This is a genomic window from Ciceribacter sp. L1K23, from assembly GCF_018122705.1.
Lineage (GTDB): Bacteria > Pseudomonadota > Alphaproteobacteria > Rhizobiales > Rhizobiaceae > Allorhizobium.
The window spans coordinates 2,047,377-2,069,785 of sequence record NZ_JAGRRC010000001.1 but is presented as its reverse complement, the minus strand read 5'-3'; the positions used below and the strand labels follow the sequence as shown (position 1 = coordinate 2,069,785).

Sequence of the window (22,409 nt, the reverse complement as noted above, 5' to 3'; positions counted from 1 at the left end):
CCAATCCCTTTAGCTGGGCGGCAATCTCTCAGGTCGGATCGAAGCATGCAAGCGTCACCGGTGATTATCAGGGAAGCGGTGGAAACCGACGTTCCGGCGATCGTGGCGCTGTTCGCCGACGATCCGCTCGGCGGTCATGGGGACACGGTCGATCCGGCCGCCTTGCCGGGCTACCGGGCTGCCTTCCGTCGCATTTCCGCATCGGCAAACGAAACGCTCTACGTCGCCGAAAGGGAGGCGTCGATCGTCGGGACATTCCAGACCATGGTTACAACGACCATGACCGCGAGGGGCTCGTCCTCGATGATCATTGAGGCTGTGCAGACCCGCGCCGATTGCCGCGGCCAGGGGATCGGGGCGGCGATGATCGGCTTCTGCATCGAGAAGGCCCGGGCCGATGGCATGCGCCTTGTTCAACTGACCTCCAACGCTGTTCGCAAGGACGCCCATCGCTTCTATGAGCGTCTCGGCTTCAGCCCCAGTCATATCGGCTTCAAACTGAAGCTCAAATGACCGGGACGACGTGCGAATCACTGGACATCGAAGCCGCGAGGCGGCATAAGCGGTTGACCTCATGTGACAGCGCCACGCCCTTTTTTGGCGGGCCGAAGGATACGAGATGAAGCAGTTTCTGTTGGAGCTTTTCACCTGGTGGAACGGGCAGACCATGGGTACCCGCTTCTTCACCTGGCGCAAGGGCACGCGCGTCGGCGAGGATGAAGCCGGAAACGTCTATTACGAAGGTCCTATGACCACCTGGGGCAAGCCCAAGCGCTGGGTCATCTACAAGGGCTATGCCGACGCGTCGGCGATTTCGCCCGGCTGGCACGGCTGGATGCATTACCGGACCGACGTTCCGCCGAGCAAGGAAGACTATAAGGCGCGGGAATGGCAAAAGCCCCATCGTGCCAATCCGACCGGTACACCGGCTGCCTACCGCCCGCAGGGGTCGATAGCCGTCACCGGCGAGCGCCCTCGCGTAACCGGCGACTACGACGCCTGGACGCCGGGCAACTGAAACCCCTTTTGGCCATATTTGGCGGCTAGGCGCTTGAGCGGATGGGTCGGCGGGACGCCGGCCCTTCGCTTGAAAGGCTCGAGAGGCGTGAACATGATTTTTGCAGGAACGGTTGCTGCTAGGCAGGTTGGCACGCTTGCTACCGCTGTTGCCCTGACCGGACTGCTCGCCCTTCCAGGCGCCGCCCATGCCGAGCGCATATCCAATCCGGTTGCCGTCTTTGCCGGCATTGACAAGATTACGGGCCGGATCACCACCTTCGACGTCTATGTCAACGAGACCGTCCAGTTCGGCGCGCTGCAGGTCACGCCGAAGGTATGCTATTCTCGCGACGAGGAAGAGGCGCAAAAGACCGACGCCTTCATCGAAGTCGATGAAATCACCCTAGACCGCAAGATCCGTCGCATTTTTTCCGGCTGGATGTTTGCCGACAGCCCGGCGCTGAACGCCGTCGAACATCCGATCTATGACGTCTGGCTGACGGACTGCAAGGCGACGTCCGACGTGCCTGCCCCCGAGGGCGTCCAGGCCGCAACGCCGGCTCCCGTTCCGAAGACGGCTGAGCAGTTGGCGGCAGAAAGCCTGCAGCAGCAACAACAGCAGCAGCCGGCGACGTCTTCTTCATCTGACATCGGCAATGATTTCTCCACCCAGGCGCCGCTCGCCCAGGAGGGTGGCCTGCCGCCGGCCGATGACAATTTCCAGGCGACGGACGTGCCTCCGCTCGACGAACCTCAGATCATTGATGATTTTTCCCAGGGATCCGCTGGCGGTGAGCTCATTCCGCCGCCACCGCCCGTCGAACAGCAGCCGCTTCCCGGTGTGCCCGGCGGTGGCGTTGGTCTTTACTAGGCAAACAACTTGCTTGGCTGGCTCATCGCCTCGTCCAAAAGCTTCTGGTAGGCATTTTTCGGAATATCGACTGCGCCGAACGTCTTCAGGTGATCCGTGGTGAATTGCGTATCCAGCAGCGTAAAACCGCGCTCGACAAGGCGTTCCACGAGGTGCACCAGACAGATTTTCGAGGCATTGGTTCGCCTGGAGAACATGCTTTCCCCGAAGAAGGCCGACCCCAGAGACACCCCGTAAAGCCCTCCGACGAGTTCTTCTCCCTGCCACGCCTCGACCGAGTGGGCATGGCCGAGGTGGTGAAGCGCACTGTAGAGGTCGCGGATCGTGGCGTTGATCCAGGTCGATGGCCGGTCCGGAGCGGACTCGGCACACTTCGCCACGACCAGATTGAAGGCCGTGTCGAAACGAATGTCGAACGGTCGCTGGCGTACCGCTTTTGCGAGGCTTTTCGAAATGTGGAAATTGTCGAGCGGTATGATGCCCCGCATCTCGGGCTCGACCCAGAACAGTTCCGGATCCTCGGCGGAATCGGCCATCGGGAACAGCCCGATCGAATAGGCGCGCAGCAGGAGCTCCGGAGTGATCCTCTGGTTCCTGCCGCGCCGCCCCGCCATTGGCGATCAGGCCGAGGTTTCGGCCAGATAATTCTCTAGCCAGTGGATGTCATAGTCGCCATTCGCGATGTCCTGATTGGCGACCAGGTCCTGGAACAGCGGCAGAGTTGTTTTGATGCCATCGACGACAAACTCGTCCAGCACGCGGCGGAGCCGCATCATGCATTCGACGCGGGTGCGTCCATGTACGATCAGCTTGCCGATCAGGCTGTCGTAGTAAGGTGGGATCTTGTAGCCGGCATAGGCGCCGGAATCGACGCGAACGCCAAGGCCGCCCGGTGCATGGAAATGCGTGATCGTGCCGGGCGAGGGCACGAAGGTGCGCGGATCCTCTGCATTGATGCGGCATTCGATGGCATGGCCCGAGAAGACGATCTCGTCCTGCGTGACGGACAGGCCGGCGCCGGAAGCGACACGAATCTGTTCGTGCACGAGGTCGATGCCGGTGATCGCTTCGGTGATCGGATGCTCGACCTGCAGGCGGGTGTTCATTTCGATGAAATAGAACTCGCCGTTTTCGTAGAGAAACTCGATCGTGCCGGCGCCCCGGTACTTCATCTTCTTCATGGCGTCGGCGCAAATCTGGCCGATCTTCATACGCTGCTCGACATTGAGGGCAGGGGAGTTTGCCTCCTCCCAGACCTTCTGGTGGCGGCGCTGGAGCGAGCAGTCGCGTTCGCCGAGATGGATCGCGTTGCCAGCGCCGTCACCGACGACCTGGATTTCGATATGGCGCGGCTTGCCGAGATACTTTTCCATATAGACGGCGTCGTTGCCGAAGGCCGCGAGCGCTTCCGAGCGCGCGGTCGAAACGGCTTCGTCCAGATCTGCCTCGGTCTTTGCGACCTTCATGCCGCGACCACCACCGCCGGCCGTCGCCTTGATGAGAACGGGGAAGCCGATCTTCCGCGCGATTTCCATCGCGTTTTCCGGCTTTACTTCGCCATCCGAGCCGGGAACGACAGGAATGCCAAGTTCGACCGCGGTCTTCTTCGCCGTGATCTTGTCGCCCATCAGGCGGATGTGCTCCGCCGTCGGCCCGATGAATGTGATGCCGTGAGCGTCGAGGATGTCGGCGAACTTGGCGTTTTCGGACAGGAAGCCGTAGCCCGGGTGCACGGCGTCGGCGCCGGTGATCTCGCAGGCCGCGACGATCTGGTGGATATTAAGATAGCTGTCACGCGACGGCGGCGGGCCGATGCAGACGCTTTCGTCGGCCAGACGCACATGCATGGCGTCGGCGTCGGCGGTCGAATGAACCGCGACGGTCGCGATACCGAGCTCCTTGCAGGCGCGCAGGACGCGAAGGGCGATTTCGCCGCGATTGGCTATGAGGATCTTTGAGATACTGGTCATCGGCTTACTCGATGACGACCAGCGGCTCACCGTATTCGACCGGGCGGCCATCCTCGACGAGGATTTCGACCACCTTGCCCGAACGCGGCGACGGGATCTGGTTCATCGTCTTCATGGCTTCGATGATGAGCAGTGTCTGGCCTTCCTTGACGCTGGCCCCGACCTCGATGAACGGGCGGGCGCCCGGTGCGGAGGCGAGGTAGGCGGTGCCGACCATCGGCGCCGTCACGGCCTTCGACAGGTCGCGAGCAGCCGGCGCGGCGGCGGTAACAGGCGCTGCTGCGGCGGCAGGAGCGGCAGCAGCAGCGGGCGCCGCATAGCTCTGCATCGGCATCTGCGGCATGGCGACCATCTGCGGGCCGCTCCGCGAAACGCGGATCCTGAGATCGTCCTGCTCGACTTCGATTTCCGTCAGGTCGGTATCGTTGAGGATGTTCGCGAGATCGCGGATCAGCGCCTGATCGATTCCGGTTTTCTTGTCAGCCATGGAAATTAATCCCTATCGTTCTTGTTATTGCGTGAGGTTCTTCAGCGCCTGCAACGCCAGTATGTAACTGTGCGGCCCGAAACCGCAGATCACGCCCTTGCAAGCCGGCGCTATCATCGACTTGTGGCGGAATTCTTCCCGCGCATGCACATTTGAGATGTGCAATTCGACAACTGGCGCGCCGATCGCGCGGATCGCGTCGTGCAGGGCAACGGAGGTATGAGTGTAGGCACCGGCATTGATCGCAACGCCTGCCGAGGCTTCGCTTGCCTCGTGAAGCCAGTCCACGAGGGTGCCTTCGTGATTGCTTTGGCGGAAATCGATCGAAAAGCCATTGTCCTTGGCGTACGCAGCACAGTCGGCTTCGATGTCGGCGAGTGTCTTGCCGCCATAAATACCCGGCTCGCGCTTGCCCAGCATGTTCAGATTGGGCCCATTGAGGACGAAGAAGATCTTGCTCATGTCGAGTTTCTGTATCCTTGAACCCGCCTCCTATAGACTGGCGAGGCCGCAAGGGAAAGCCCCAAGCGGCCCGCACAGCCTTGGATCACAGGAAATGCGGGGTCAAGACGGAATGGCTGTCTTGGTAAACCGGCTCAGCACACGGTGGCACCGCACGCCCGGACATTCGCAACCTTCTCCTGCAGAAGTTCGGCTCCAAGGGCGCCGAAGAGCGCTTCCTTGCCGACGACATAGGACGGGGTGCCGTTGATGCCGAGGCTGGCGGCGAGCTGGTAGGATTCCCGCACCGCCTCGTCGCTCGGGTTTTCGGCCATCATCTTGCGGATGTCGTCTTCGCTCACGCCTAGCGACTGAGCGACGGCGATCGCCTTGGCGTCATCGGCCCTTCCTTCCGAACCGAGCAGCGCCCGATGGAAGTCGAGATACTTTTCCGGCGCGATCTTGCGGAAAGCATCGGAAACGCGATGCGCCTGCAACGAGGCATCGCCAAGGATCGGCAATTCCTTCAGGACGAAGCGGACATTGCTGTCAGTGGCGAGAATCTGGTCCATATCCGCCATGGCGCGCTTGCAGTAGCCGCAGTTGTAGTCGAAGAACTCGACGATCGTTACATCGCCGTCCGGATTGCCAACGGTGATGTCGTGGCTCGACGCGAAGAGAGCGTCGCCATTGCTTTCGATGGCTGCCGAGGCCTGTTGCTGGCGCGCCATGTCCTGCTTGCGCTCAAGCGCGTCCTGGACCTCGAGCATGATCTCCGGGTTGGCGAGGAGATAGTTTTTAACCTGATCGCCGAATGCGGAAGGGGAACTGGCAGCGACGTCGGTCGTCATCTCGCCTCGAGTCGTCACGACGATCGCGGCGGCCGCCGCTGTCCAGGCGATGATCGCAGCTCCCGCCAGAATGCCGAGTTTCGTTGCGCTCATTGCCATGTCAGTCCTCGCGATTGATTTTTGTCGTTGCTGCCGGCAGCGGGCTGCCTCGGCTGAAGTCGTTGTATTGGATGCTCCTTGAGTGCGAAACAGGAATTTTTGCCGCGCCCCACCAATCTCACCATTGTGATAGCGGATTCATTGCGGCAAATGTCGGACCGAATTCAAGAGAAGGAAAAATCCTGATGGTGTCCATATCCCGCCGCAGTGCCGTCGAACCGTTCCATGCGATGGATGTGCTGGCAGAGGCGACAAAGCGGCGGCAGGCGGGGCATCCGGTTATCTCCATGGCAGTCGGCCAACCCGGAGCGCCGGCCCCGAAGGCCGCTCTGGATGCAGCGCGTGAAGCCCTGTCACATGGCCGTATCGGCTATACGGACGCTCTGGGGATGGGTAATCTGCGTATCGCCTTGACCGAGCACTACAGACGACGTCACCGCATCGAGCTTGATCCGGCGCGGATAGCCGTGACCACCGGTTCCTCAGCAGGCTTCAACCTGGCCTTTCTCTCGCTTTTCGACGAGGGCGATTGCGTCGCGATAGCGAGGCCAGGCTATCCCGCCTATCGCAACATATTGAAGGCCCTAGGTCTTCGCGTGGTTGAAGTACCAGTCAACGCAGCAACGGAGTTCACGCTGACAGCCGAAAGCCTGGAGGCCGCGCAGTCTCGTGAAGGCGTTCGCCTGAAGGGTGTCCTTCTGGCGAGCCCCGCCAATCCCACCGGCACCGTCACAGGTCGCGAGGCCCTCGAAAGACTGGCCCGGTATTGCGCATCGCAGAAGATCACGTTGATCTCCGACGAGATCTATCACGGTCTGACCTTCTCTGGCGACGAAACCTCGGCTCTGGAACTGACCGACGATGTCGTCGTCATCAACTCGTTCTCGAAATACTATTGCATGACGGGTTGGCGCATCGGCTGGATGGTTCTTCCCGAGCATCTGGTCCGGCCGACCGAATGTCTGGCGCAAAGCCTCTACATCTCGCCGCCGGAGCTATCCCAGATCGCCGCCACCGCAGCGCTCGGCGCGACCGGTGAGCTCGATGCCTACAAGGAGAGCTGCAGGGCCAATCGCGACTTTTTGCAGAGACGTTTGCCTGCCTTGGGTTTTCATCTGCTCTCGCCGATGGACGGTGCGTTTTATGCCTATGTCGATGTCAGCGCGCACAGCAATGACAGCATGGAATTCGCGAAGCGGATGTTGTCCGAAACGAACGTCGCCGCCACGCCCGGTCTCGACTTCGATCCGCTGGAGGGATCAAGAGCCATGCGCTTTTCCTACGGCGGCACTATGGCCGATATGGTCGAGGCAACAGATCGGATCGAGCGCTGGATTTCGTGAAAAATATTTAATTTCAAGAATTTAAACAGGTTTCCGGATTCAATTACTGAGCCACGTTCGTTGCAATAAAAAAGGCCGCGATCACGCGGCCTTTGTGATTTTGGCGATGACGTCAGCGCCTTAGAAGAAGCCGCGACGTTGCCACCAGCCGCCCTTTTTCGGCTTATCCGGCTCATCTCCGCCGGCTGACGTGGATGTCACCACCGGTTCGGAATTGACGATGTTCTCGCCGCGGTTGGCGCGTGCCGGCTTGGCGTCGTCCGTTTCGGACTGTGGCTCCTCGATCGATGCCGGTTCGGACGCTTCGAGGTCCGCCGTCTTTTCGACAACCTCCGCTTCGACCGGAGCGACAGCCTCTTCAATCACCGGTTCCTCCACGGGGGAGGCCGCGACCTTGGCCTTGCGGGTGCGGCGGGCTTTGGGCGCTGGCTTTTCGTCCACCGGCGATGTCGCCGATTCGATTTCGGCCATGGCCATACCTTCGGCGACGCCGTCCTCGGCAATCTCCTCGATCTGTTCGGCCTCGGTATCCGGCTGTTCGTCGTCGCCCTCTGCATCATCGGCGCTCATCTCTGCGCCCTCTTCGCCCGGCCGGTTGCGGCGTCCGCCACGCTTACCACGACGGCGGCGCTTGCGGCGCGGTTCGTCCTGGTTGCCGTCGTCGTTGCCGGAAGCCTCCACGGAGCTTTCACCGCCCTCGTCGTCGCCTTCGTCCTCGTCACCATCAGAGTCGTTATCCGCAGCGCCGGCCTGGTGAGCATCACCGTTCTGCGCCTGACCATTCTTGCCGCGCCGACGGCGGCGGCGCTTGCGCTTGCGTCCGTTGCGATCTTCACCGTCTGCCGTCTCGGAGTTCGCGGCGGCCGGCTTCTCGATGACGACGTCGTCTTCATCGTCCTCCGGCTCGGCGACGTAGTCGTCCTCCTCGATCTCCGTGATGACAGGCATCAGGCTTTCGATCTTCACCGGATTGGCAACAGCTTCCCCGCGATCGATCGCGAAGTGTTGATGACCAACCGAATCGTCGGAGTCGATCGTGATCGTCACGCCAAAGCGATGCTCGTAGTCGACGATCGTGGACCGCTTCTGGTTGAGCAGGTAAAGAGCCGTTTCCGGGGTCGCACGCACGGTGATATCGTGCGTCGTGCTCTTCAGCAGGAATTCCTCAACGCCGCGCAGGACATGCAGCGCCACGGACGATTGCGAGCGAATAAGGCCAGTTCCACCGCAATGCGGGCAGAGCTGGGTCGTCGATTCCAGCACCGAGGCGCGGATGCGCTGGCGCGACATCTCAAGAAGGCCGAAATGCGAGATGCGGCCGACCTGGATGCGGGCGCGATCGTTCTTCAGGCAGTCCTTGAGCTTCTTCTCGACGGCGCGGTTGTTGCGCTTCTCTTCCATGTCGATGAAGTCGATGACGATCAGGCCGGCGAGGTCGCGCAGACGCAGCTGCCGCGCTACTTCTTCGGCGGCCTCAAGGTTCGTCTGCAGCGCCGTGTCCTCGATCGAGTACTCGCGCGTCGACCGTCCAGAGTTCACGTCGATCGCAACCAGCGCTTCGGTCTGGTTGATGATGATGTATCCGCCCGATTTCAGCGTCACCTGCGGCTGCAGCATCTTGTCGAGCTGACCTTCGATGCCGGACCGCGAGAAGATCGGGTGAAGATCGCGATAAGGCTGAACCACCTTGGCGTGGCTCGGCATCAGCATCTTCATGAAGTCCTTGGCTTCGCGGTAGCCTTCCTCGCCTGCAACCACGACCTCGGAAATGTCCTTGTTATAGAGGTCGCGGATGGAGCGCTTGATCAGCGAGCCTTCCTCGTAGACGAGGCAGGGAGCGGTCGAGTTCAGCGTCAGCGTGCGGACGTTTTCCCAAAGCCGCATCAAGTATTCGAAGTCGCGCTTGATCTCGGCCTTCGTGCGGTTGGCACCGGCCGTGCGCAGGATGACGCCCATGCCCAAAGGCACCTCGAGCTCGCGGGCGATTTCCTTGAGCCGCTTGCGGTCTTGCGGGTTGGTAATCTTGCGGGAAATGCCGCCGCCGCGCGCCGTGTTTGGCATCAGGACCGAATAGCGGCCGGCAAGCGAGAGATAGGTTGTCAGCGCGGCGCCCTTGTTTCCACGTTCTTCCTTGGCGACCTGGACCAGCAGGATCTGACGGCGCTTGATTACTTCCTGAATGCGATATTGTTTGCGCGGCTTGCGGACGACGCGATCCGGAACCTCTTCCATCGCGTCTTCAGCGCCGACGGATTCGATTTCTTCCTTCTCCTCGACAACGTCGTCGTCATCATCGTCATCATCGCGCCGGCGACCGCCGACCTCTTCGGAGATTTCGTCGCTGTCGACCATGGCGGCAATCGTGCCGCTGCCGCCTTCTTCGCCTTCGCCACCCTCGGAAGCGGTCTCACCGGTTTCCTCGGTGGATGGCTTCTTACGGGGCTTGCGGACACGCTTCGGCTTTGCCTTTGGCGTCGCGTCCTCCGCGGCAACCTCTTCTGGGGCCGCACCCGGCTCCACTGCGTTGTCTGTCTCGGCCGGGACGGCGCTTGCCACGCTCAGGTCGACGTCAGGCTGAGGTGCCGTCGCAAGATCGACGGAAGACTCGTCGTTATCCGAGTCGTTGTCGTCGTTGCGCCGGTGTTCTTCGGCTTCGGCCTTCAGGAGGGCCTGCCGGTCGGCGAGCGGGATTTGGTAATAGTCCGGATGGATTTCAGCGAAGGCGAGAAAGCCGTGCCTGTTGCCGCCATAGTCTACGAAGGCGGCCTGAAGCGAAGGTTCGACGCGCGTCACCTTCGCGAGATAGATATTGCCCCTGATCTGCTTCTTATGTTGGGACTCGAAATCGAATTCTTCAATACGGTTGCCGCGGACTACGACAACCCGCGTCTCTTCTTCGTGAGACGCATCGATAAGCATTCTGTCTGCCATTTTAAGCTTAACTCCTCGGTACGTCCGCCAAGGTGCAAGCCAGCACCGTCCTCATGAGAGAACGGCGGCTGCAGCAGGTTCTGTACCGGATAAATTTGTTCCCGTCCGTCGCCGAGACGTGCAGCAGCCATGAAGCGACTGGAGACCTTCGTCTCCATCTGCCTGTGACTTTTTAAAAGGATCTGCTGCAACGACGTATAGCCAAACAAGAACGACAATGCCAAAGGCCCTCGGGGCCCGATGAGTGCTCTAGCGAGCGGTTGGTGGTCGCCCACCTGGTAGTTCGGCCGGCCTCGACCGGCGTTCCGATCTATTTCCAGGACAAAAGCGCTGAGACGGCGGATGAGCATCCCGAGGATCATGGCGCCAATTCCAGACAGGTTGGCAGCCGTGGAGATGATTCTATCCCGTGGCACTTTTTACCCTCATCTGCCTTGTATGTTTTCTATGTGACAATGGCAAGCTAAAACCCGTTTGCGCCATAATATCGTTGGAATTGTAGGGCTTAACGAATCGCGGCATTTGAGGCGCGGAAAGCGTGGACATCAAGTCCCGATGGATGGTTCGGGCACCGGGCTTGATGGCACGGTTATCTTCGAGGGGATCAGGCGGCGGATGGTCATATGGTATCTCGTGCACCGGATGCGCACGCTCGTCTCTTGTGGCCTGGCCATGGCCGTCATCGCTGTTGTTCTCGGCGCTTCGATAGGCGGGTCTTTTGCTTCGGGCGCGAGCCTTGTCGCCACGGAGGCCCGTATCGCCGGGGACGAGGCGCGCACGCGGATTGTGATCGACTTCGACCGCAGCCCGGACTTCCAGGTTCACTACATCGCAGATCCGCCGCGCATCGTTGTCGACCTACCCGAAACGGACTTTGGTTTCGCTCCGGAGCAGATGGCGGCGAGGGGGCTTTTTCGCGACATCCGATACGGATCGATGGGCGGAGATACCGCCCGGATCGTTCTGACCGCCGATCGCCCGGTGCGTCTGGCAACAAGTGAAGTCCAGGCTCAGGAGAGCGGTGAGGGATATCGGCTCGTTCTTGATGCGGAAGTTGTGTCGGACGACGCTTTTGCCGAGCAGGTGAAGGGCGGCTGGAAACCCGAACCCGTCTCCGCCACGGCGGAACGCGGCGACCGGATCGCGCCCGCGGTTGACGAGAAGCCCGGCGAGTTCGTGATCGCGATCGATGCGGGGCATGGGGGTATTGACGCCGGCGCGAGCGGTGCAACGACCAAGACGCCTGAAAAGGAGATCACCTTGGCATTCGCCAAGGTTCTGGCGGATCACGTCAACAAAAAGCCGGGCATGCGGGCGGTGCTGACAAGGACCGGCGACGAATTCCTGTCACTGTCCTCGCGCGTCGCCATCGCACGGCAAAAGGGCGCGGATCTGCTGATTTCGCTGCACGCGGACACGTTGCGGCAGGCGGCCATTCGTGGCGCAACGGTCTACACGATCTCTGACAAGGCATCCGACCGGATGGCCGCGGATCTCGCAGAGCGCGAAAACCTATCGGACGCCATTGCCGGAATCGACCTGACGGCCGAGCCGACGGAGGTCACCGACATCTTGCTCGATCTTACGCGGCGCGAGACCCAGGCATTTTCGATCACGCTTGCGAACACGGTCGTCGAATCGTTCAAGGGGCAGGTCGGCCTGATCAACAACCCGCACCGCTACGCCGGCTTCAGGGTTCTGCAGGCCCATGACATGCCGTCGATTCTCCTGGAACTCGGCTTTCTGTCCAACAAGGAAGACGAGAAGCTCCTGCTCGATGAAGCGTGGCGCGAGAAAGTCGCAGCACTTCTGGCGGAAGCGGTGGTACGCTATCGCGATCCGGTGATCGCCAACGGCGGCTAATCGAGACAGCGGCCGTGATGACGATTGTGGGTACGGGGCGACGGCCCTATTTTCCTCACAATCGAACCGTTACACCGGAACCGGCGTTTGATAGTGTCTGCCGGCGTTCTTTGCGGTTGCCGCCGGCCTTGTCATTGCCTGTCCGGCGTGCAAAACGCTTGCCACTATGCAATGCTGTCATTGCCCGAAAGACCTGAAAGCAGATCCGGTGCCTAGACTATGATCAGACTGATTGGTTATCTCTTCGGACTAGCGTCCGTCCTTGCGTTGGGCGTGGCGGCGGTCGTCGCGATCTATCTGACGAATGTCTCCCGCGATCTGCCGGATTACGCTGTCCTGTCGAGCTACGAGCCGCCGGTCACGACGCGCTTTCACGCTGGTAACGGCGCTTTGATGGCTGAGTATGCGCGCGAGCGTCGTCTCTTCCTGCCGATTCAGGCCATACCGGACCGCGTCAAGGCCGCTTTCCTGTCGGCGGAAGACAAGAATTTCTACAACCACCCGGGCGTCGACGTTTACGGTCTTGCCCGCGCGATCGTCACAAATATTCAGAACCTCGGCTCGGGTCGCCGTCCCGTCGGGGCGTCGACCATCACCCAGCAGGTCGCCAAGAACTTCCTTCTGTCGTCCGACCAGACGATCGACAGAAAGGTCAAGGAAGCGATTCTCTCTTTCCGGATCGAGCAGACCTATTCGAAGGACAAGATCCTCGAGCTTTATCTGAACGAGATTTTCTTCGGTATGAACGCATATGGCATCGCCGGGGCTGCGCTCACCTATTTCGATAAATCCGTTACCGAGCTGACGATCTCCGAAGCCGCCTATCTTGCCTCTCTTCCCAAGGGGCCGGCGAACTACCATCCGTTCCGCCGCACCGAGGCGGCACTCGAGCGCCGCAACTGGGTCATCGACCGCATGGTCGAAAATGGCTTTGTCGGTGCCGAGGAGGGTGCCCAGGCCAAGAAGCAGCCGCTCGGCGTGACCCTCAGGCAGGGTGGTTCTTCCTTGTTCGCGTCGGATTATTTCGCCGAGGAAGTGCGTCGGCAGATCATCGAGAAATACGGCGACAAGGCGCTCTATGAAGGCGGCCTGTCGGTACGCACGTCCCTTGATCCTGTCATGCAGATTAAGGCCCGGAAGGCGCTGCAGGACGGCCTCATCACGTACGATCAGCGCCGCGGTTTCCATGGCCCTATCGAGCAGATTTCCCTGACGGGAGACTGGGGCGAGGAACTGGCCAAGCTGACGCCGCTCCGCGACATTCCGGAGTGGAAGATGGCGGTCGTGCTGGCGGTGTCGCCGCAGCAGGTCGATATCGGTATCCGGCCGGAAAAGGAAGCCGGCGGAAAGATCGTAACGGAACGGGTGACCGGAGAAATCGCTGCCGGCGATATGGAATGGGCCTTCCGGTCCGCCAAGGGTGACCGCAAGACGAGCAAGTCTCCCGAAGGCGTGGTCGAGCCGGGTGACGTCGTTTACGTCGAAGCGCTCGGCGAGGATAAGCCAGGCAAGTATCGTCTGCGTCAGCCGCCCAAGGTTCAGGGTGGGCTGGTCGCCATGGATCCGCACACCGGCCGCGTGCTTGCGATGGTCGGAGGCTTCTCCTACGGCCAGTCGGAGTTCAACCGCGCCACTCAGGCCATGCGTCAGCCGGGTTCGTCGTTCAAACCTTTCGTCTACGCTGCCGCGCTGGACACCGGATACACGCCGGCCTCCGTGATCCTTGATGCGCCTGTGGAATTCGTCTCCGGCGGCCAGGTCTGGCGGCCGCAGAATTATGGTGGCGGTTCTGCCGGTCCGCAGACCCTGCGTCTCGGCATCGAAAAGTCGCGAAACCTCATGACCGTCCGGCTTGCCAACGACATGGGCATGAACCTCGTTGCCGAGTATGCCGAGCGTTTCGGCGTCTACGACAAGATGAAGCCGGTGCTGTCGATGTCCCTTGGATCGGGCGAAACCACGGTCCTGCGCATGGTGTCGGCCTACGCCGTGTTCGCCAATGGCGGCAAACAGATTCAGCCGACACTTATCGACCGTATCCAGGATCGTTACGGAAAGACAATTTTCCGTCACGAGGAGCGCCTCTGCGAGGGCTGCAATGCGAATGACTGGACGGGCCAGGAAGAGCCTGTTGTTGTCGACAATCGCGCCCAGGTTCTCGATCCGATGACCGCCTACCAGATCACCTCGATGATGGAAGGCGTGATCAAGCGCGGGACAGCCGCCGGCAAGGTCAAGCTCGATCGCCCTGTCGCCGGCAAGACCGGTACCACGAACGACGAGAAGGATGCCTGGTTCGTCGGCTATACGCCCGATCTGGTGGCAGGTCTTTATATCGGCTTCGACAGCCCGGCGCCGCTCGGCCGCGGTGCGACCGGTGGCTCGCTGTCCGCGCCAATCTTCAACGAGTTCATGCAGGCGGCAGTTGAAGGAACCCCTCCGGGTAAGTTCCGCATTCCCGATGGCATGCAGCTTATCGCCGTGAATCGCACCACCGGGATGCAGGCCTTCGAAGGCGAGCCGGACACGATCATCGAGGCATTCAAGCCAGGCACCGGGCCAGCCGATGTGTTCTCCGTCATCGGCATGGACGAGTATATGGCGCCGGAGGAAATCCTGCGCACCTCGCCTCAGGCAAACCAGGCCGTAACCTCGGGATCCGGCGGTCTTTTCTGACCCAAATCCGCGCCTGAAACGCCGCCCGCCACCCTTTACATCGGGGGCGGGCGCAACTATTCACGGGCCAGTCTAAAAAACGAACGATGAAACGGACCAATGCGTAACGAAATCGAGAACGTAGTCGACGAAATCAAGCAGGCCATAAGCCTGCTGAGGAGGCATCTTTGACTGGGACCAGGCGATAAGACGACTGGACTGGTTGAACAACAAGGCCGAGGATCCGACCCTCTGGAACGATGCCCAGGAAGCCCAGAAGCTGATGCGGGAGCGCCAGCAGCTGGACGAGAACATCAACGGCGTCAAGCGCCTCGAACAGCAGATGAACGACAACATCGAGCTGATCGAGATGGGCGAGGAAGAGGGCGACGAAAGCGTCGTGAAGGACGCCGAGGATCAGCTGAAGGCGCTGAAGACGGAAGCGGCCCGCCGCCAGGTGGAAGCCATGCTGTCGGGCGAGGCTGACGGCAACGACACCTATGTCGAAGTCCATTCAGGCGCCGGCGGTACCGAGAGCCAGGACTGGGCCAACATGCTTTTGCGCATGTATACCCGCTGGGCCGAACGTTCGGGCTTCAAGGTCGAAGTCCTGGAAGTGCATGACGGTGAAGAAGCGGGGATCAAGTCCGCGACCATCCTGGTCAAGGGCCACAACGCCTATGGCTGGATGAAGACCGAATCGGGCGTGCATCGTCTGGTGCGCATTTCGCCCTACGACTCGAACGCGCGCCGCCATACGTCCTTTTCGTCGATCTGGGTCTATCCGGTCGTCGACGACTCGATCAACATCGAGGTCAACGAAAGCGATTGCCGCATCGACACCTATCGTTCGTCCGGTGCCGGCGGCCAGCACGTCAATACGACCGACTCGGCCGTGCGCATCACCCACATCCCGACCGGTATCGTGGTCGCCTGCCAGCAGGAGCGCTCGCAGCACAAGAACCGCGCCAAGGCCTGGGACATGCTGCGTGCGCGTCTTTATGAAGCCGAGCTGAAGAAGCGCGAAGAAGCCGCCAATGCCGAAGCCGCCTCCAAGACGGATATCGGCTGGGGTCACCAGATCCGCTCCTATGTTCTGCAGCCCTATCAGCTGGTGAAGGATCTGCGAACGGGCGTCGAAAGCACCGATCCGGACAGCGTGCTGAATGGCGAACTGAACGAGTTCATGGAAGCGGCACTCGCCCACCGCATCAGCGGCAAGGCCGACGCGGTGACGGATATCGACTGACGTCAAGCGGCCAGCGATCCATAAATATGAGGCGGCGAAGTCTACTTCGCCGCCTCTTTGCGTTGACCGGTCTTTGGTCTATTCGGCCGCGGCCATTTCCGTCGGCGGGCGCAGCACCACGAGCGACACCAGCAGCACGACGAGACTGCAAGCGGCAATAACTTCGATCATCGGCTGCGCCGTTCCGTCGACGAAAATCCCGCCGACGCCGATGACGATCGCTGCGGTGACGAATTGCATCGTGCCCATCAGCGCCGAGGCCGTGCCGGCAATGCGGCCATGCGCCTCCATCGCTAGCACGGCGGCATTGGGTATCACGAGACCCAGGAAGCCGTAGCCGACAAACAGCAGCGCACCCATCACCTCCAGCCGGTCTATGCCGGAAAGCGATATGGCGAGCAGCAGCGACATACTGGTTGCAAAGCCGCCGATCGCGCTGCGGATGACCCGTCGCAATCCGAATCGCCGAGCCAGCCGTCCGTTCATCTGGGACATACCGATGAAGGAGACGGCGTTGATGGAAAAAACGACGCTGTAGAAGGACGGCGAAAGACCGTAGTGATCGATCAGCACGAACGATGAGTTGGCGACGTAGATCATGTAGCTCGACATCCCGAACGACGCGATCAGCACCAGGCCGAGATAATACGGATCCGAGAGAAGCGAGGCATAGGCGCGGAGGGCCGCTCCGAGGCTGCTTTCGCTTCGTTTTTCCTCCGGCCTCGTTTCCGAAAGACAAAAGACGGCAAGCATCAGGCCAATGACGGCGGCGCCCACCATGACCCAGAAGATAAGACGCCAGTCACCGAAGACGGTGACGAGGCTGCCGGCGAGCGGCGCAAGAATCGGCGACACAGAAAAGACCAGCATAAGCCTCGACATCAGGTGCGCGGCCTCCACGCCGGTGTGCAGGTCGCGGATGATGGCGCGGGAAATGACTACGCCAGCGCACGCGCCCATTCCCTGCAGAAACCGGAAGACCACCAGCGTCTCGATATCGGGGGCGAACGCGCAGCCGATCGCACCGGCGGCATAGAGAGTCAGCCCGATATAAAGGGGGCGTTTACGGCCGAACATGTCCGAAAGGGGTCCATAAAAGACCTGGCAGAGCGCCATGGCAGCGAAGAAGGAGATAAGACTTGCCTGGACGCCGTGATCGTCAGCGTTGAGTTGGGCTCCGATCGTCGGCAGTGCTGGCAGATACATGTCGATCGCGAAGAGACCGACGGCGGAAAGCAGGCCGAGGATTGCGGCCAGCGGGAGAAAACGTGACGGCATGAAAGCACCTTTCTTGTCGCCGGGTGGGAGGAGCCCGTGACGCGGAGGTTGACTGAAAGGAAATGCGATAAGAGACGATGATACGCCTGATTGCGTGTGCGTCCATATAATTGGACAGTATTGTCAAATTCGTCAAGTACCCCTATGTAGACTGAATGAAACATTCTCCTGTCGAAAAAAGTCAGCAGATGGCGCGAATGCCCGGCGCAGCCGGCAAGCGCGAGCGCATAATGGATGCCGCCGCCGAGGTTTTCGCCGATGAGGGCTATGCGGCGGCCAGCATCGATGCGATCGCGACACGCGCAGGCGTGTCGCGGCAGACGGTCTACAATCAGATCGGCGACAAGGAGAAAGTATTCAAAGCGGTGGTCGCCGAGATCACGCAGAAGTCCAGTGCCGGCTTCTTTGCCGTACTGGATACCTTTCCGGATCGTCCGACGGATCTTGAGCGAGAGCTGACCGACTTTACCGTGCGAATGCTGAACAGGGCCGTTTGCGATCCGAACGGGCGCTGGCTGATACGGCTCGTGGAACGGGAGGGGGCGCGTTACCCGGAGCTGTTTTCGACCTGGCGCGAATACGGCCCCGGCCGCAAGTATCCGGCGGTGGCCGCGAGGCTCGCCCAACTGGCGCTCGCCGGTTATCTCGATCTTCCCGATCCCGGTCTGGCGGCCCGCCAGTACATGGCGCTCGTCGTCGCCGATATCCGCAGCGATCTTCAGTTTGGGATCGTCACGCCCCAACGCGACATAGAGGCGATGGCCGCGAATGCGGTGAAAACCTTTCTCAAGGCCTTCGGCAAGCGCGACTGACCATCAGTTCGTGGCTCGCTCAACCCGTATCTCGCCGAATTCGTCGATCAGCACCGTCCAGCTCTCCGGCTCGGTGGCAGCCGGATCGGTCTTGAGATAGACCGTGGCGAAAAAGCCCGGTTGAAGCGTCATCCCTGTCGAGTCCTCCGGCCTGATGTCCGTGACGTAGGGCTTGATGGCGCTGAATTCCTCCAGTTCCACGCTCTGCAGAAGATGAGGGCCGGCATCGGTGGAGGCGATCTGCTGGAGATAGATCTTTGCCGTCCGGTCTGACTGACGCACGGACACCAGTTTGTAATAACCCCGTAGCCGATCTGTTTCCTGCCCTTCTGTCGTTGACGGCAAAGAGAGGGCGGGATTATCCGCGAGCGTTTCCGCATCCTCTTCCCAGAAACCGCCACTGATCAGGAAAGTGACGGTCACCGGCAGGCGATCTATGTCATTTGCTAAGGCAGGGGTGGCGAACGCCAGCAGGAGGCCGAGCAACGTAACGGCGATCGTCGTCAACTGCGGCATCGGTTTCCTTCCTCAGTTGGCGAACTGTTCCGCCAGGATACGGTCCGACCACGAGCGATCCGGGTCGGACAGAACCCGCGCGGTGGTGTCGGTGGACTGCTCGATTCGCACATGCATAACCGACTTGACTTCCGTATGGTCGGCAACCGCATTGACCGGCCGCTTCTCCGCCTCCAGCACCTCGATATCGACGGTCACCTTATCCGGAAGCAGAGCGCCGCGCCAGCGGCGGGGACGGAAGGCGCTTACGGGCGTAAGCGCCAGAAGCGGCGCCTCCAGCGGCAGGATCGGGCCGTGAGCCGACAGATTATAAGCCGTTGAACCGACGGGCGTCGCAACCATCAGCCCGTCGCAGATCAGTTCGTCGAGCCGCACCTGTCCGTCGACCAGCACGCGCAGCTTCGCCGCCTGATAGGATTGGCGGAGCAGCGAGACCTCGTTGATGGCGAGCGCAACCGATACCGCGCCATCATCGCTGGTCGCCGTCATCTTCAGCGGATGAAAATCGTATTCGACAGCCGCCGATATCCGTTCTGTCAGGTTCTCAAGGCTGAAGTCGTTCATGAGAAAGCCGACCGAGCCGCGATTCATGCCGTAGATCAGCTTGCCGCTGTTCATCGTGTCGTGCAGCGTCTGCAGCATGAACCCGTCGCCGCCGAGCGCCACGATCACGTCGGCATCCTTCGGTTCGGCGTCGCCATAGCGGCGAATCAGTTCGTCGCGGGAGGCCTGTGCCTCGGCTGTGGGCGAGGCGATGAAGGAGAGCGACTGGAAAGAGCGAGACATGAACGGCCCTCGAGAATGCGCTCCAGTTGGTACATGATAAGCGCGTTGACCGGCAAGGCGTTCCGGCCGCAAATCGGTTTGCATGGTTACGACGGCTCGTGTCACAACCATCGCCGTCCGCCCAGTTTTCTCTTTACAGCCCCTCAGAATATGCTATCCGACCGCTCGGAGTGCCCTTGTAGCTCAGTTGGTAGAGCACCTGATTTGTAATCAGGGGGTCGCGGGTTCGAACCCTGCCGGGGGCACCATTTTTCCTTCTATCGTTGAACGTTGATCGTCGTCGCCATCTGGCGCCGCGGTGCGCTCGTCGTACATCAGCGGAGCCCGGCGCGCTTCCGGGCTCCGCTGTCATCCTAGCTCAGCGCCTTCCGCAGCGCCGGCACGTTGGCGATCACGATGAGGTCGAGCAGCAGGACCGCGACCAGCACCGCGCCGGAGAGCGGGAAGAGCAGTGAAACTGCAAGCATCACCAATGCTCCGGTTTTCCAGAACGGCCCGGGTTCGGTCACCGTCGGTGCGAACAGCCGCGCCGCATTCTTCGGACGACGCTTCCACCACATGACGATGCCACTCACCGACATGAAGATCACCGACAGGCAGAAGACCGTCACCAGGGCAACATTCCACGTGCCCATGTCGCCTTCGTGGAAGGCGATGCCTGCCGCCATGGCCTTGCCCGCGGCGCCGTAATCGGCAAAGCCGACATCGGCCAGCACGTTTCCGGTGTATTGATCGACGTGAACGGTACGATCGTCGAGCGGATTGCTGCTGTCATTGCTCATCGTGTCGCGGGCAATCGTCCAGACGCCGCCCTCATCACTGGGGAAGGAGAGCTGGAAACGCTGTTCGAAGCCAAGCGATCGCGCAAGTGCGACAATGCTGTCGACATCCACTGCCATGCCTGCGGGCACGCCGTCCTGACCGGCCGTCGAGCCCGAAGCCGGCATCGGCGTCTGCTCCAGCGTCCACGGCACTTCCTTGACGCCGCCGTGATTCATGTGAGCGTGCGTCTTGTCGGAGAGGGGAACATTGTCCCACTTTTCGGCCGGGAATGTGCTCCAGGCCTGCGTCATCTTCTCGCCCCAGACGCTAGCCCAAGTGAGGCCGGAGAGCAGGAATACGAGGAGAATCGCAGAGATGTAGAACCCGATGCTGAGGTGAAGCGATTTCCACAGCCGGCGGCCGCCGAGCGACAGCTGCGGGATGAGGACGCTGCGGAACCCGGCGCCATCGCGCGGCCACCAGAGATATAGACCGGTGACAATCAGCACGATGCCGAAGCCGGCGGCGATCTCGATCAGCCAGTCGCCTACGGTCCCGATCAGCAAGGTTCCGTGGATCAGGTTGGCAAGATCGTAGAGCGCGTCGCGTCGGTCCCATTTGCCAAGCACGTCGCCCGTATAAGGATCGACAGCCACCATGGTGGATACGCCGTCCGCATCAACGCGGAAGAGAGCAGACTGCTCCGCTGTGCGGGGCGCGATGTACTGGCTCACGCTGCCGCCTTGAACGGCACCGAGCGCCGACTGCATCTGCACAGACACGGCGACGGTCTGCGCTGCGGGAGTGACAGGATAGAGGTTCTCGCCGTCGCGACCGAACAGGACCGACGACCACAACATCAGAAGACCGGTGACGGCCAGCATCACCAGGAATGGCGCCACGTACAGCCCCGCATAAAAATGCCAGCGCCACGCGGTCGTGTAGAAACGTCTGGAAAAGGACGCCGTCGTCGCCGGCGTTTCGATTGAAACACTCATGATAATCCCCCGGTGTTCAATGGTTGTCGTGAATAGACTGGCCGTTCGCGATAGCCGCGAGACGGTCCGGGTCCTTGATGGTGATGAGTTCCGGCGTCCTGAAATCGATGACGCGGGAACGCTTCAGGCCGTTCAGCTGCCGGCTGACCGTTTCGAGCGTCAGGCCCAGCCAGTCGGCAAGGTCGGCGCGGGTCAGGTGGAGCGTGAAGGTGAGGGTACGCTTGCCGGTTCCTTTCGGGCGGCGGGCGAATTGTTGTGAAAGGTCCACCAGCGCGGACGCGACCTTTTCCGGTGCAGTCTTGCGCCCCAGCAGGGTGGCGTGGCTCAGCGAGCGAACAAGCAACAGCTGCAGCTGACGATGGGCGTCATCGGCCGCACCGCTCTTATCCGCGCCCAGTTCCTCGATATGCGTGAAGGCGAGGGTCTCCGCGCCGCACTGGAAATGGTCCGTAACGCCTGCTCCCAGCAGGCGGCCGGGGCCGAGTATGTCGAGGATCTGCTTTCGACCGTCGGCCAGCAGTTGATAGAGCGCGACGCATCCGTCGAGAATGCGATAGGTCGCCTTTCGGTTAAGACCCTGCAGAAGGATCGTCGTCCGTGGCAATACCAGCCGCGAGCGGATGGAGCCTTGGCGCTCCGCAAACGGCATGACGTAGTCGATGGGAAGAATGGGTGAGGGATCGCCCAGGTGGGTCCTGTTGTACATGGCACGGCATCCGGCATGGTGCCGGGGCAAGCCTGATCAGGCTGTCGACCATCCGGCACGGACTGACGAGACTGCTACGGAAGCAGCAGCGGCTCAGACGTCAGGCGCGGATGGGAGGCGCGCGGGGAGCGGCGTTGGGGGGGAAAAGCTGGCGATAGAAAGCTTCCGCGCGGAATGGCGCGAAGACTTCGGCCAGATGAGCAACTGGTCTTCCGACTTCATCCTGCGGAGCCGGAAGGAGGATCGAGGCGCTCAGCAGGCAGGCGTCACAGCCTGTGCCGACGTCATGGCCGTGCGGTGTGCCCTCGTCATCCAGGCAAAGAACAGGGATAGTTCCGTCAGGAAGCACGTATTGCGCAAGTTCTGCCGTCGATATCGACTGAGAAGCGATAACCGGCGTCTTGTGTGCAAGTCCGACAAAAAGCAAGGCGATGGCGCATAGAATGCGCACCGAAATCCCCGCTCTCTTCCTGTCCAGTGTCATTTTTGTCCCTCGCCCGACTCTCCTAGCGGAATTCTCGGGCGTGGACAATCCGGCTGACATGCCGCGTCAAGGTGTCGCCAGTCAGGCAAATCCGACGGCGTCGGGCGTGATGCGGCGTTGCTGGCCATAGTCACGCTGGAACTCGCGGCGTCCGCGATCCGCGCCGTTTTCAGGGCGAAGCTCGATCATCGGCATGGGAATGGCACCGTCGGCATAAGTCCCGGTATCGTCACCATCCAAGCGGGATGCCGTAAAGGTAGCGATGAGAGCGAGCATGGCAATTTCCTCCGGTTATGAGACCCGGAAAC

Annotated in this window: 21 protein-coding genes, 1 tRNA gene and 1 pseudogene; 9 read left to right on the top strand and 14 right to left on the bottom strand. The window is 61.1% G+C overall.

The features are described from left to right. Positions 1–45 precede the first annotated feature (45 nt). From J5J10_RS09785 to J5J10_RS22410, 3 genes and pseudogenes are all read left to right on the top strand, one after another. Entirely contained in the window at positions 46–513 is a 468-nt protein-coding gene (locus J5J10_RS09785; RefSeq protein ID WP_211929727.1) for a GNAT family N-acetyltransferase, read from the top strand. A gap of 106 nt (positions 514–619) precedes the next feature. Beyond that, positions 620–1,018: an NADH:ubiquinone oxidoreductase subunit NDUFA12 gene (locus J5J10_RS09780; RefSeq protein ID WP_208549304.1), complete on the top strand. Its 399-nt coding sequence runs from the start codon at positions 620–622 to the stop codon at positions 1,016–1,018. A 93-nt stretch (positions 1,019–1,111) separates the two neighbouring features. Then, positions 1,112–1,549: pseudogene (locus J5J10_RS22410) on the top strand (DUF2155 domain-containing protein); the annotation flags it as partial. 317 nt (positions 1,550–1,866) lie between these two features. Here the strand turns inward: J5J10_RS22410 and aat are convergent. The 5 genes from aat to J5J10_RS09750 form a co-directional block, all read right to left on the bottom strand. Continuing rightward, positions 1,867–2,484 carry a leucyl/phenylalanyl-tRNA--protein transferase gene (aat, locus tag J5J10_RS09770; protein WP_211929725.1) on the bottom strand — a complete coding sequence of 206 codons (618 nt, stop codon included), beginning with the start codon at positions 2,482–2,484 and terminating at the stop codon, positions 1,867–1,869. A 6-nt stretch (positions 2,485–2,490) separates the two neighbouring features. Further along, positions 2,491–3,840, bottom strand: a complete 1,350-nt coding sequence (gene accC / locus J5J10_RS09765; RefSeq protein ID WP_208549307.1) for an acetyl-CoA carboxylase biotin carboxylase subunit — start codon at positions 3,838–3,840, stop codon at positions 2,491–2,493. A gap of 4 nt (positions 3,841–3,844) precedes the next feature. Continuing rightward, complete coding sequence (accB, locus tag J5J10_RS09760) at positions 3,845–4,327, bottom strand: acetyl-CoA carboxylase biotin carboxyl carrier protein (protein ID WP_208549308.1); 483 nt, start codon at positions 4,325–4,327, stop codon at positions 3,845–3,847. A gap of 24 nt (positions 4,328–4,351) precedes the next feature. Next, positions 4,352–4,789 carry a type II 3-dehydroquinate dehydratase gene (gene aroQ / locus J5J10_RS09755; RefSeq protein WP_211929724.1) on the bottom strand — a complete coding sequence of 146 codons (438 nt, stop codon included), beginning with the start codon at positions 4,787–4,789 and terminating at the stop codon, positions 4,352–4,354. A gap of 134 nt (positions 4,790–4,923) precedes the next feature. Beyond that, complete coding sequence (locus J5J10_RS09750; protein ID WP_211931196.1) at positions 4,924–5,619, bottom strand: DsbA family protein; 696 nt, start codon at positions 5,617–5,619, stop codon at positions 4,924–4,926. 284 nt (positions 5,620–5,903) lie between these two features. On the opposite strand from J5J10_RS09750, the gene J5J10_RS09745 reads away from it, so the two are divergent. Continuing rightward, entirely contained in the window at positions 5,904–7,061 is a 1,158-nt protein-coding gene (locus tag J5J10_RS09745; RefSeq protein WP_211929723.1) for an aminotransferase class I/II-fold pyridoxal phosphate-dependent enzyme, read from the top strand. 120 nt (positions 7,062–7,181) lie between these two features. Here J5J10_RS09745 and J5J10_RS09740 read toward each other — a convergent pair whose 3' ends face one another. Together J5J10_RS09740 and J5J10_RS09735 are read right to left on the bottom strand one after the other, a co-directional pair. After that, the gene (locus J5J10_RS09740) at positions 7,182–9,992 is read right to left on the bottom strand and encodes a ribonuclease E/G (protein ID WP_211929722.1); all 2,811 of its coding nucleotides are present in this window, start codon (positions 9,990–9,992) and stop codon (positions 7,182–7,184) included. Next, positions 9,935–10,354 (bottom strand): hypothetical protein, encoded by a 420-nt coding sequence (locus tag J5J10_RS09735; protein WP_208549312.1) that lies wholly within the window; start codon positions 10,352–10,354, stop codon positions 9,935–9,937. The genes J5J10_RS09740 and J5J10_RS09735 overlap by 58 nt, the downstream gene beginning before the upstream one ends. Before the next feature lie 310 nt (positions 10,355–10,664). On the opposite strand from J5J10_RS09735, the gene J5J10_RS09730 reads away from it, so the two are divergent. The 3 genes from J5J10_RS09730 (at position 10,665) to prfB (ending at position 15,759) form a co-directional block, all read left to right on the top strand. After that, a complete protein-coding gene (locus J5J10_RS09730; protein ID WP_211931195.1) occupies positions 10,665–11,855 on the top strand; it encodes an N-acetylmuramoyl-L-alanine amidase in 1,191 nt (396 codons plus the stop codon). 219 nt (positions 11,856–12,074) lie between these two features. Then, a complete protein-coding gene (locus J5J10_RS09725) occupies positions 12,075–14,531 on the top strand; it encodes a penicillin-binding protein 1A (RefSeq protein WP_208549313.1) in 2,457 nt (818 codons plus the stop codon). A gap of 99 nt (positions 14,532–14,630) precedes the next feature. Continuing rightward, positions 14,631–15,759, top strand: a protein-coding gene (gene prfB / locus J5J10_RS09720; protein WP_208549314.1) for a peptide chain release factor 2 whose coding sequence is annotated in 2 segments (ribosomal slippage) — positions 14,631–14,699 and positions 14,701–15,759 — 1,128 coding nt in all. Because the reading frame shifts where the segments join, the coding sequence is not laid out codon by codon here. A gap of 78 nt (positions 15,760–15,837) precedes the next feature. Here prfB and J5J10_RS09715 read toward each other — a convergent pair. Further along, positions 15,838–17,037 carry a multidrug effflux MFS transporter gene (locus J5J10_RS09715; protein ID WP_208549315.1) on the bottom strand — a complete coding sequence of 400 codons (1,200 nt, stop codon included), beginning with the start codon at positions 17,035–17,037 and terminating at the stop codon, positions 15,838–15,840. A gap of 197 nt (positions 17,038–17,234) precedes the next feature. On the opposite strand from J5J10_RS09715, the gene J5J10_RS09710 reads away from it, so the two are divergent. Next, positions 17,235–17,849, top strand: a complete 615-nt coding sequence (locus tag J5J10_RS09710) for a TetR/AcrR family transcriptional regulator (protein WP_246745813.1) — start codon at positions 17,235–17,237, stop codon at positions 17,847–17,849. Positions 17,850–17,852: 3 nt separating this feature from the next. On the opposite strand, the gene J5J10_RS09705 is transcribed toward J5J10_RS09710, so the two are convergent. Then, entirely contained in the window at positions 17,853–18,365 is a 513-nt protein-coding gene (locus tag J5J10_RS09705; protein WP_246745814.1) for a hypothetical protein, read from the bottom strand. Between the two features lie 12 nt (positions 18,366–18,377). Beyond that, a complete protein-coding gene (locus J5J10_RS09700; protein ID WP_208549317.1) occupies positions 18,378–19,151 on the bottom strand; it encodes an NAD kinase in 774 nt (257 codons plus the stop codon). A 172-nt stretch (positions 19,152–19,323) separates the two neighbouring features. Between J5J10_RS09700 and J5J10_RS09695 the strand changes: the two genes are divergently transcribed. Beyond that, positions 19,324–19,399, top strand: a tRNA-Thr gene (locus J5J10_RS09695). 105 nt (positions 19,400–19,504) lie between these two features. Here J5J10_RS09695 and J5J10_RS09690 read toward each other — a convergent pair. The 4 genes from J5J10_RS09690 to J5J10_RS09675 form a co-directional block, all read right to left on the bottom strand. Beyond that, a complete protein-coding gene (locus J5J10_RS09690) occupies positions 19,505–20,911 on the bottom strand; it encodes a PepSY domain-containing protein (RefSeq protein WP_211929721.1) in 1,407 nt (468 codons plus the stop codon). Positions 20,912–20,927: 16 nt separating this feature from the next. Beyond that, positions 20,928–21,617 carry a helix-turn-helix domain-containing protein gene (locus J5J10_RS09685; RefSeq protein WP_249116708.1) on the bottom strand — a complete coding sequence of 230 codons (690 nt, stop codon included), beginning with the start codon at positions 21,615–21,617 and terminating at the stop codon, positions 20,928–20,930. A 100-nt stretch (positions 21,618–21,717) separates the two neighbouring features. Further along, on the bottom strand, positions 21,718–22,101 hold the full coding sequence (locus J5J10_RS09680) for a hypothetical protein (RefSeq protein ID WP_211929720.1): 384 nt from the start codon (positions 22,099–22,101) through the stop codon (positions 21,718–21,720). Between the two features lie 81 nt (positions 22,102–22,182). Then, positions 22,183–22,377 carry a hypothetical protein gene (locus tag J5J10_RS09675; RefSeq protein WP_211929719.1) on the bottom strand — a complete coding sequence of 65 codons (195 nt, stop codon included), beginning with the start codon at positions 22,375–22,377 and terminating at the stop codon, positions 22,183–22,185. Positions 22,378–22,409: the final 32 nt, after the last annotated feature.

Bases quoted from the DNA above. Each gene is read 5' to 3' on its own strand.
- accB (WP_208549308.1), bottom strand. From the start codon at position 4,327: ATGGCTGACAAGAAAACCGGAATCGATCAGGCGCTGATCCGCGATCTC.
- J5J10_RS09735 (WP_208549312.1), bottom strand. From the start codon at position 10,354: ATGATCCTCGGGATGCTCATCCGCCGTCTCAGCGCTTTTGTCCTGGAA.
- J5J10_RS09750 (WP_211931196.1), bottom strand. From the start codon at position 5,619: ATGACGACCGACGTCGCTGCCAGTTCCCCTTCCGCATTCGGCGATCAG.
- J5J10_RS09680 (WP_211929720.1), bottom strand. From the start codon at position 22,101: ATGACACTGGACAGGAAGAGAGCGGGGATTTCGGTGCGCATTCTATGC.
- accC (WP_208549307.1), bottom strand. From the start codon at position 3,840: ATGACCAGTATCTCAAAGATCCTCATAGCCAATCGCGGCGAAATCGCC.
- J5J10_RS09685 (WP_249116708.1), bottom strand. From the start codon at position 21,617: ATGTACAACAGGACCCACCTGGGCGATCCCTCACCCATTCTTCCCATC.
- J5J10_RS09780 (WP_208549304.1), top strand. From the start codon at position 620: ATGAAGCAGTTTCTGTTGGAGCTTTTCACCTGGTGGAACGGGCAGACC.
- J5J10_RS09745 (WP_211929723.1), top strand. From the start codon at position 5,904: ATGGTGTCCATATCCCGCCGCAGTGCCGTCGAACCGTTCCATGCGATG.
- J5J10_RS09675 (WP_211929719.1), bottom strand. From the start codon at position 22,377: ATGCTCGCTCTCATCGCTACCTTTACGGCATCCCGCTTGGATGGTGAC.
- J5J10_RS09785 (WP_211929727.1), top strand. From the start codon at position 46: ATGCAAGCGTCACCGGTGATTATCAGGGAAGCGGTGGAAACCGACGTT.
- J5J10_RS09700 (WP_208549317.1), bottom strand. From the start codon at position 19,151: ATGTCTCGCTCTTTCCAGTCGCTCTCCTTCATCGCCTCGCCCACAGCC.
- J5J10_RS09740 (WP_211929722.1), bottom strand. From the start codon at position 9,992: ATGGCAGACAGAATGCTTATCGATGCGTCTCACGAAGAAGAGACGCGG.
- aroQ (WP_211929724.1), bottom strand. From the start codon at position 4,789: ATGAGCAAGATCTTCTTCGTCCTCAATGGGCCCAATCTGAACATGCTG.
- J5J10_RS09730 (WP_211931195.1), top strand. From the start codon at position 10,665: ATGGCCGTCATCGCTGTTGTTCTCGGCGCTTCGATAGGCGGGTCTTTT.
- J5J10_RS09715 (WP_208549315.1), bottom strand. From the start codon at position 17,037: ATGCCGTCACGTTTTCTCCCGCTGGCCGCAATCCTCGGCCTGCTTTCC.
- J5J10_RS09705 (WP_246745814.1), bottom strand. From the start codon at position 18,365: ATGCCGCAGTTGACGACGATCGCCGTTACGTTGCTCGGCCTCCTGCTG.
- aat (WP_211929725.1), bottom strand. From the start codon at position 2,484: ATGGCGGGGCGGCGCGGCAGGAACCAGAGGATCACTCCGGAGCTCCTG.
- J5J10_RS09690 (WP_211929721.1), bottom strand. From the start codon at position 20,911: ATGAGTGTTTCAATCGAAACGCCGGCGACGACGGCGTCCTTTTCCAGA.
- J5J10_RS09725 (WP_208549313.1), top strand. From the start codon at position 12,075: ATGATCAGACTGATTGGTTATCTCTTCGGACTAGCGTCCGTCCTTGCG.
- J5J10_RS09710 (WP_246745813.1), top strand. From the start codon at position 17,235: ATGCCCGGCGCAGCCGGCAAGCGCGAGCGCATAATGGATGCCGCCGCC.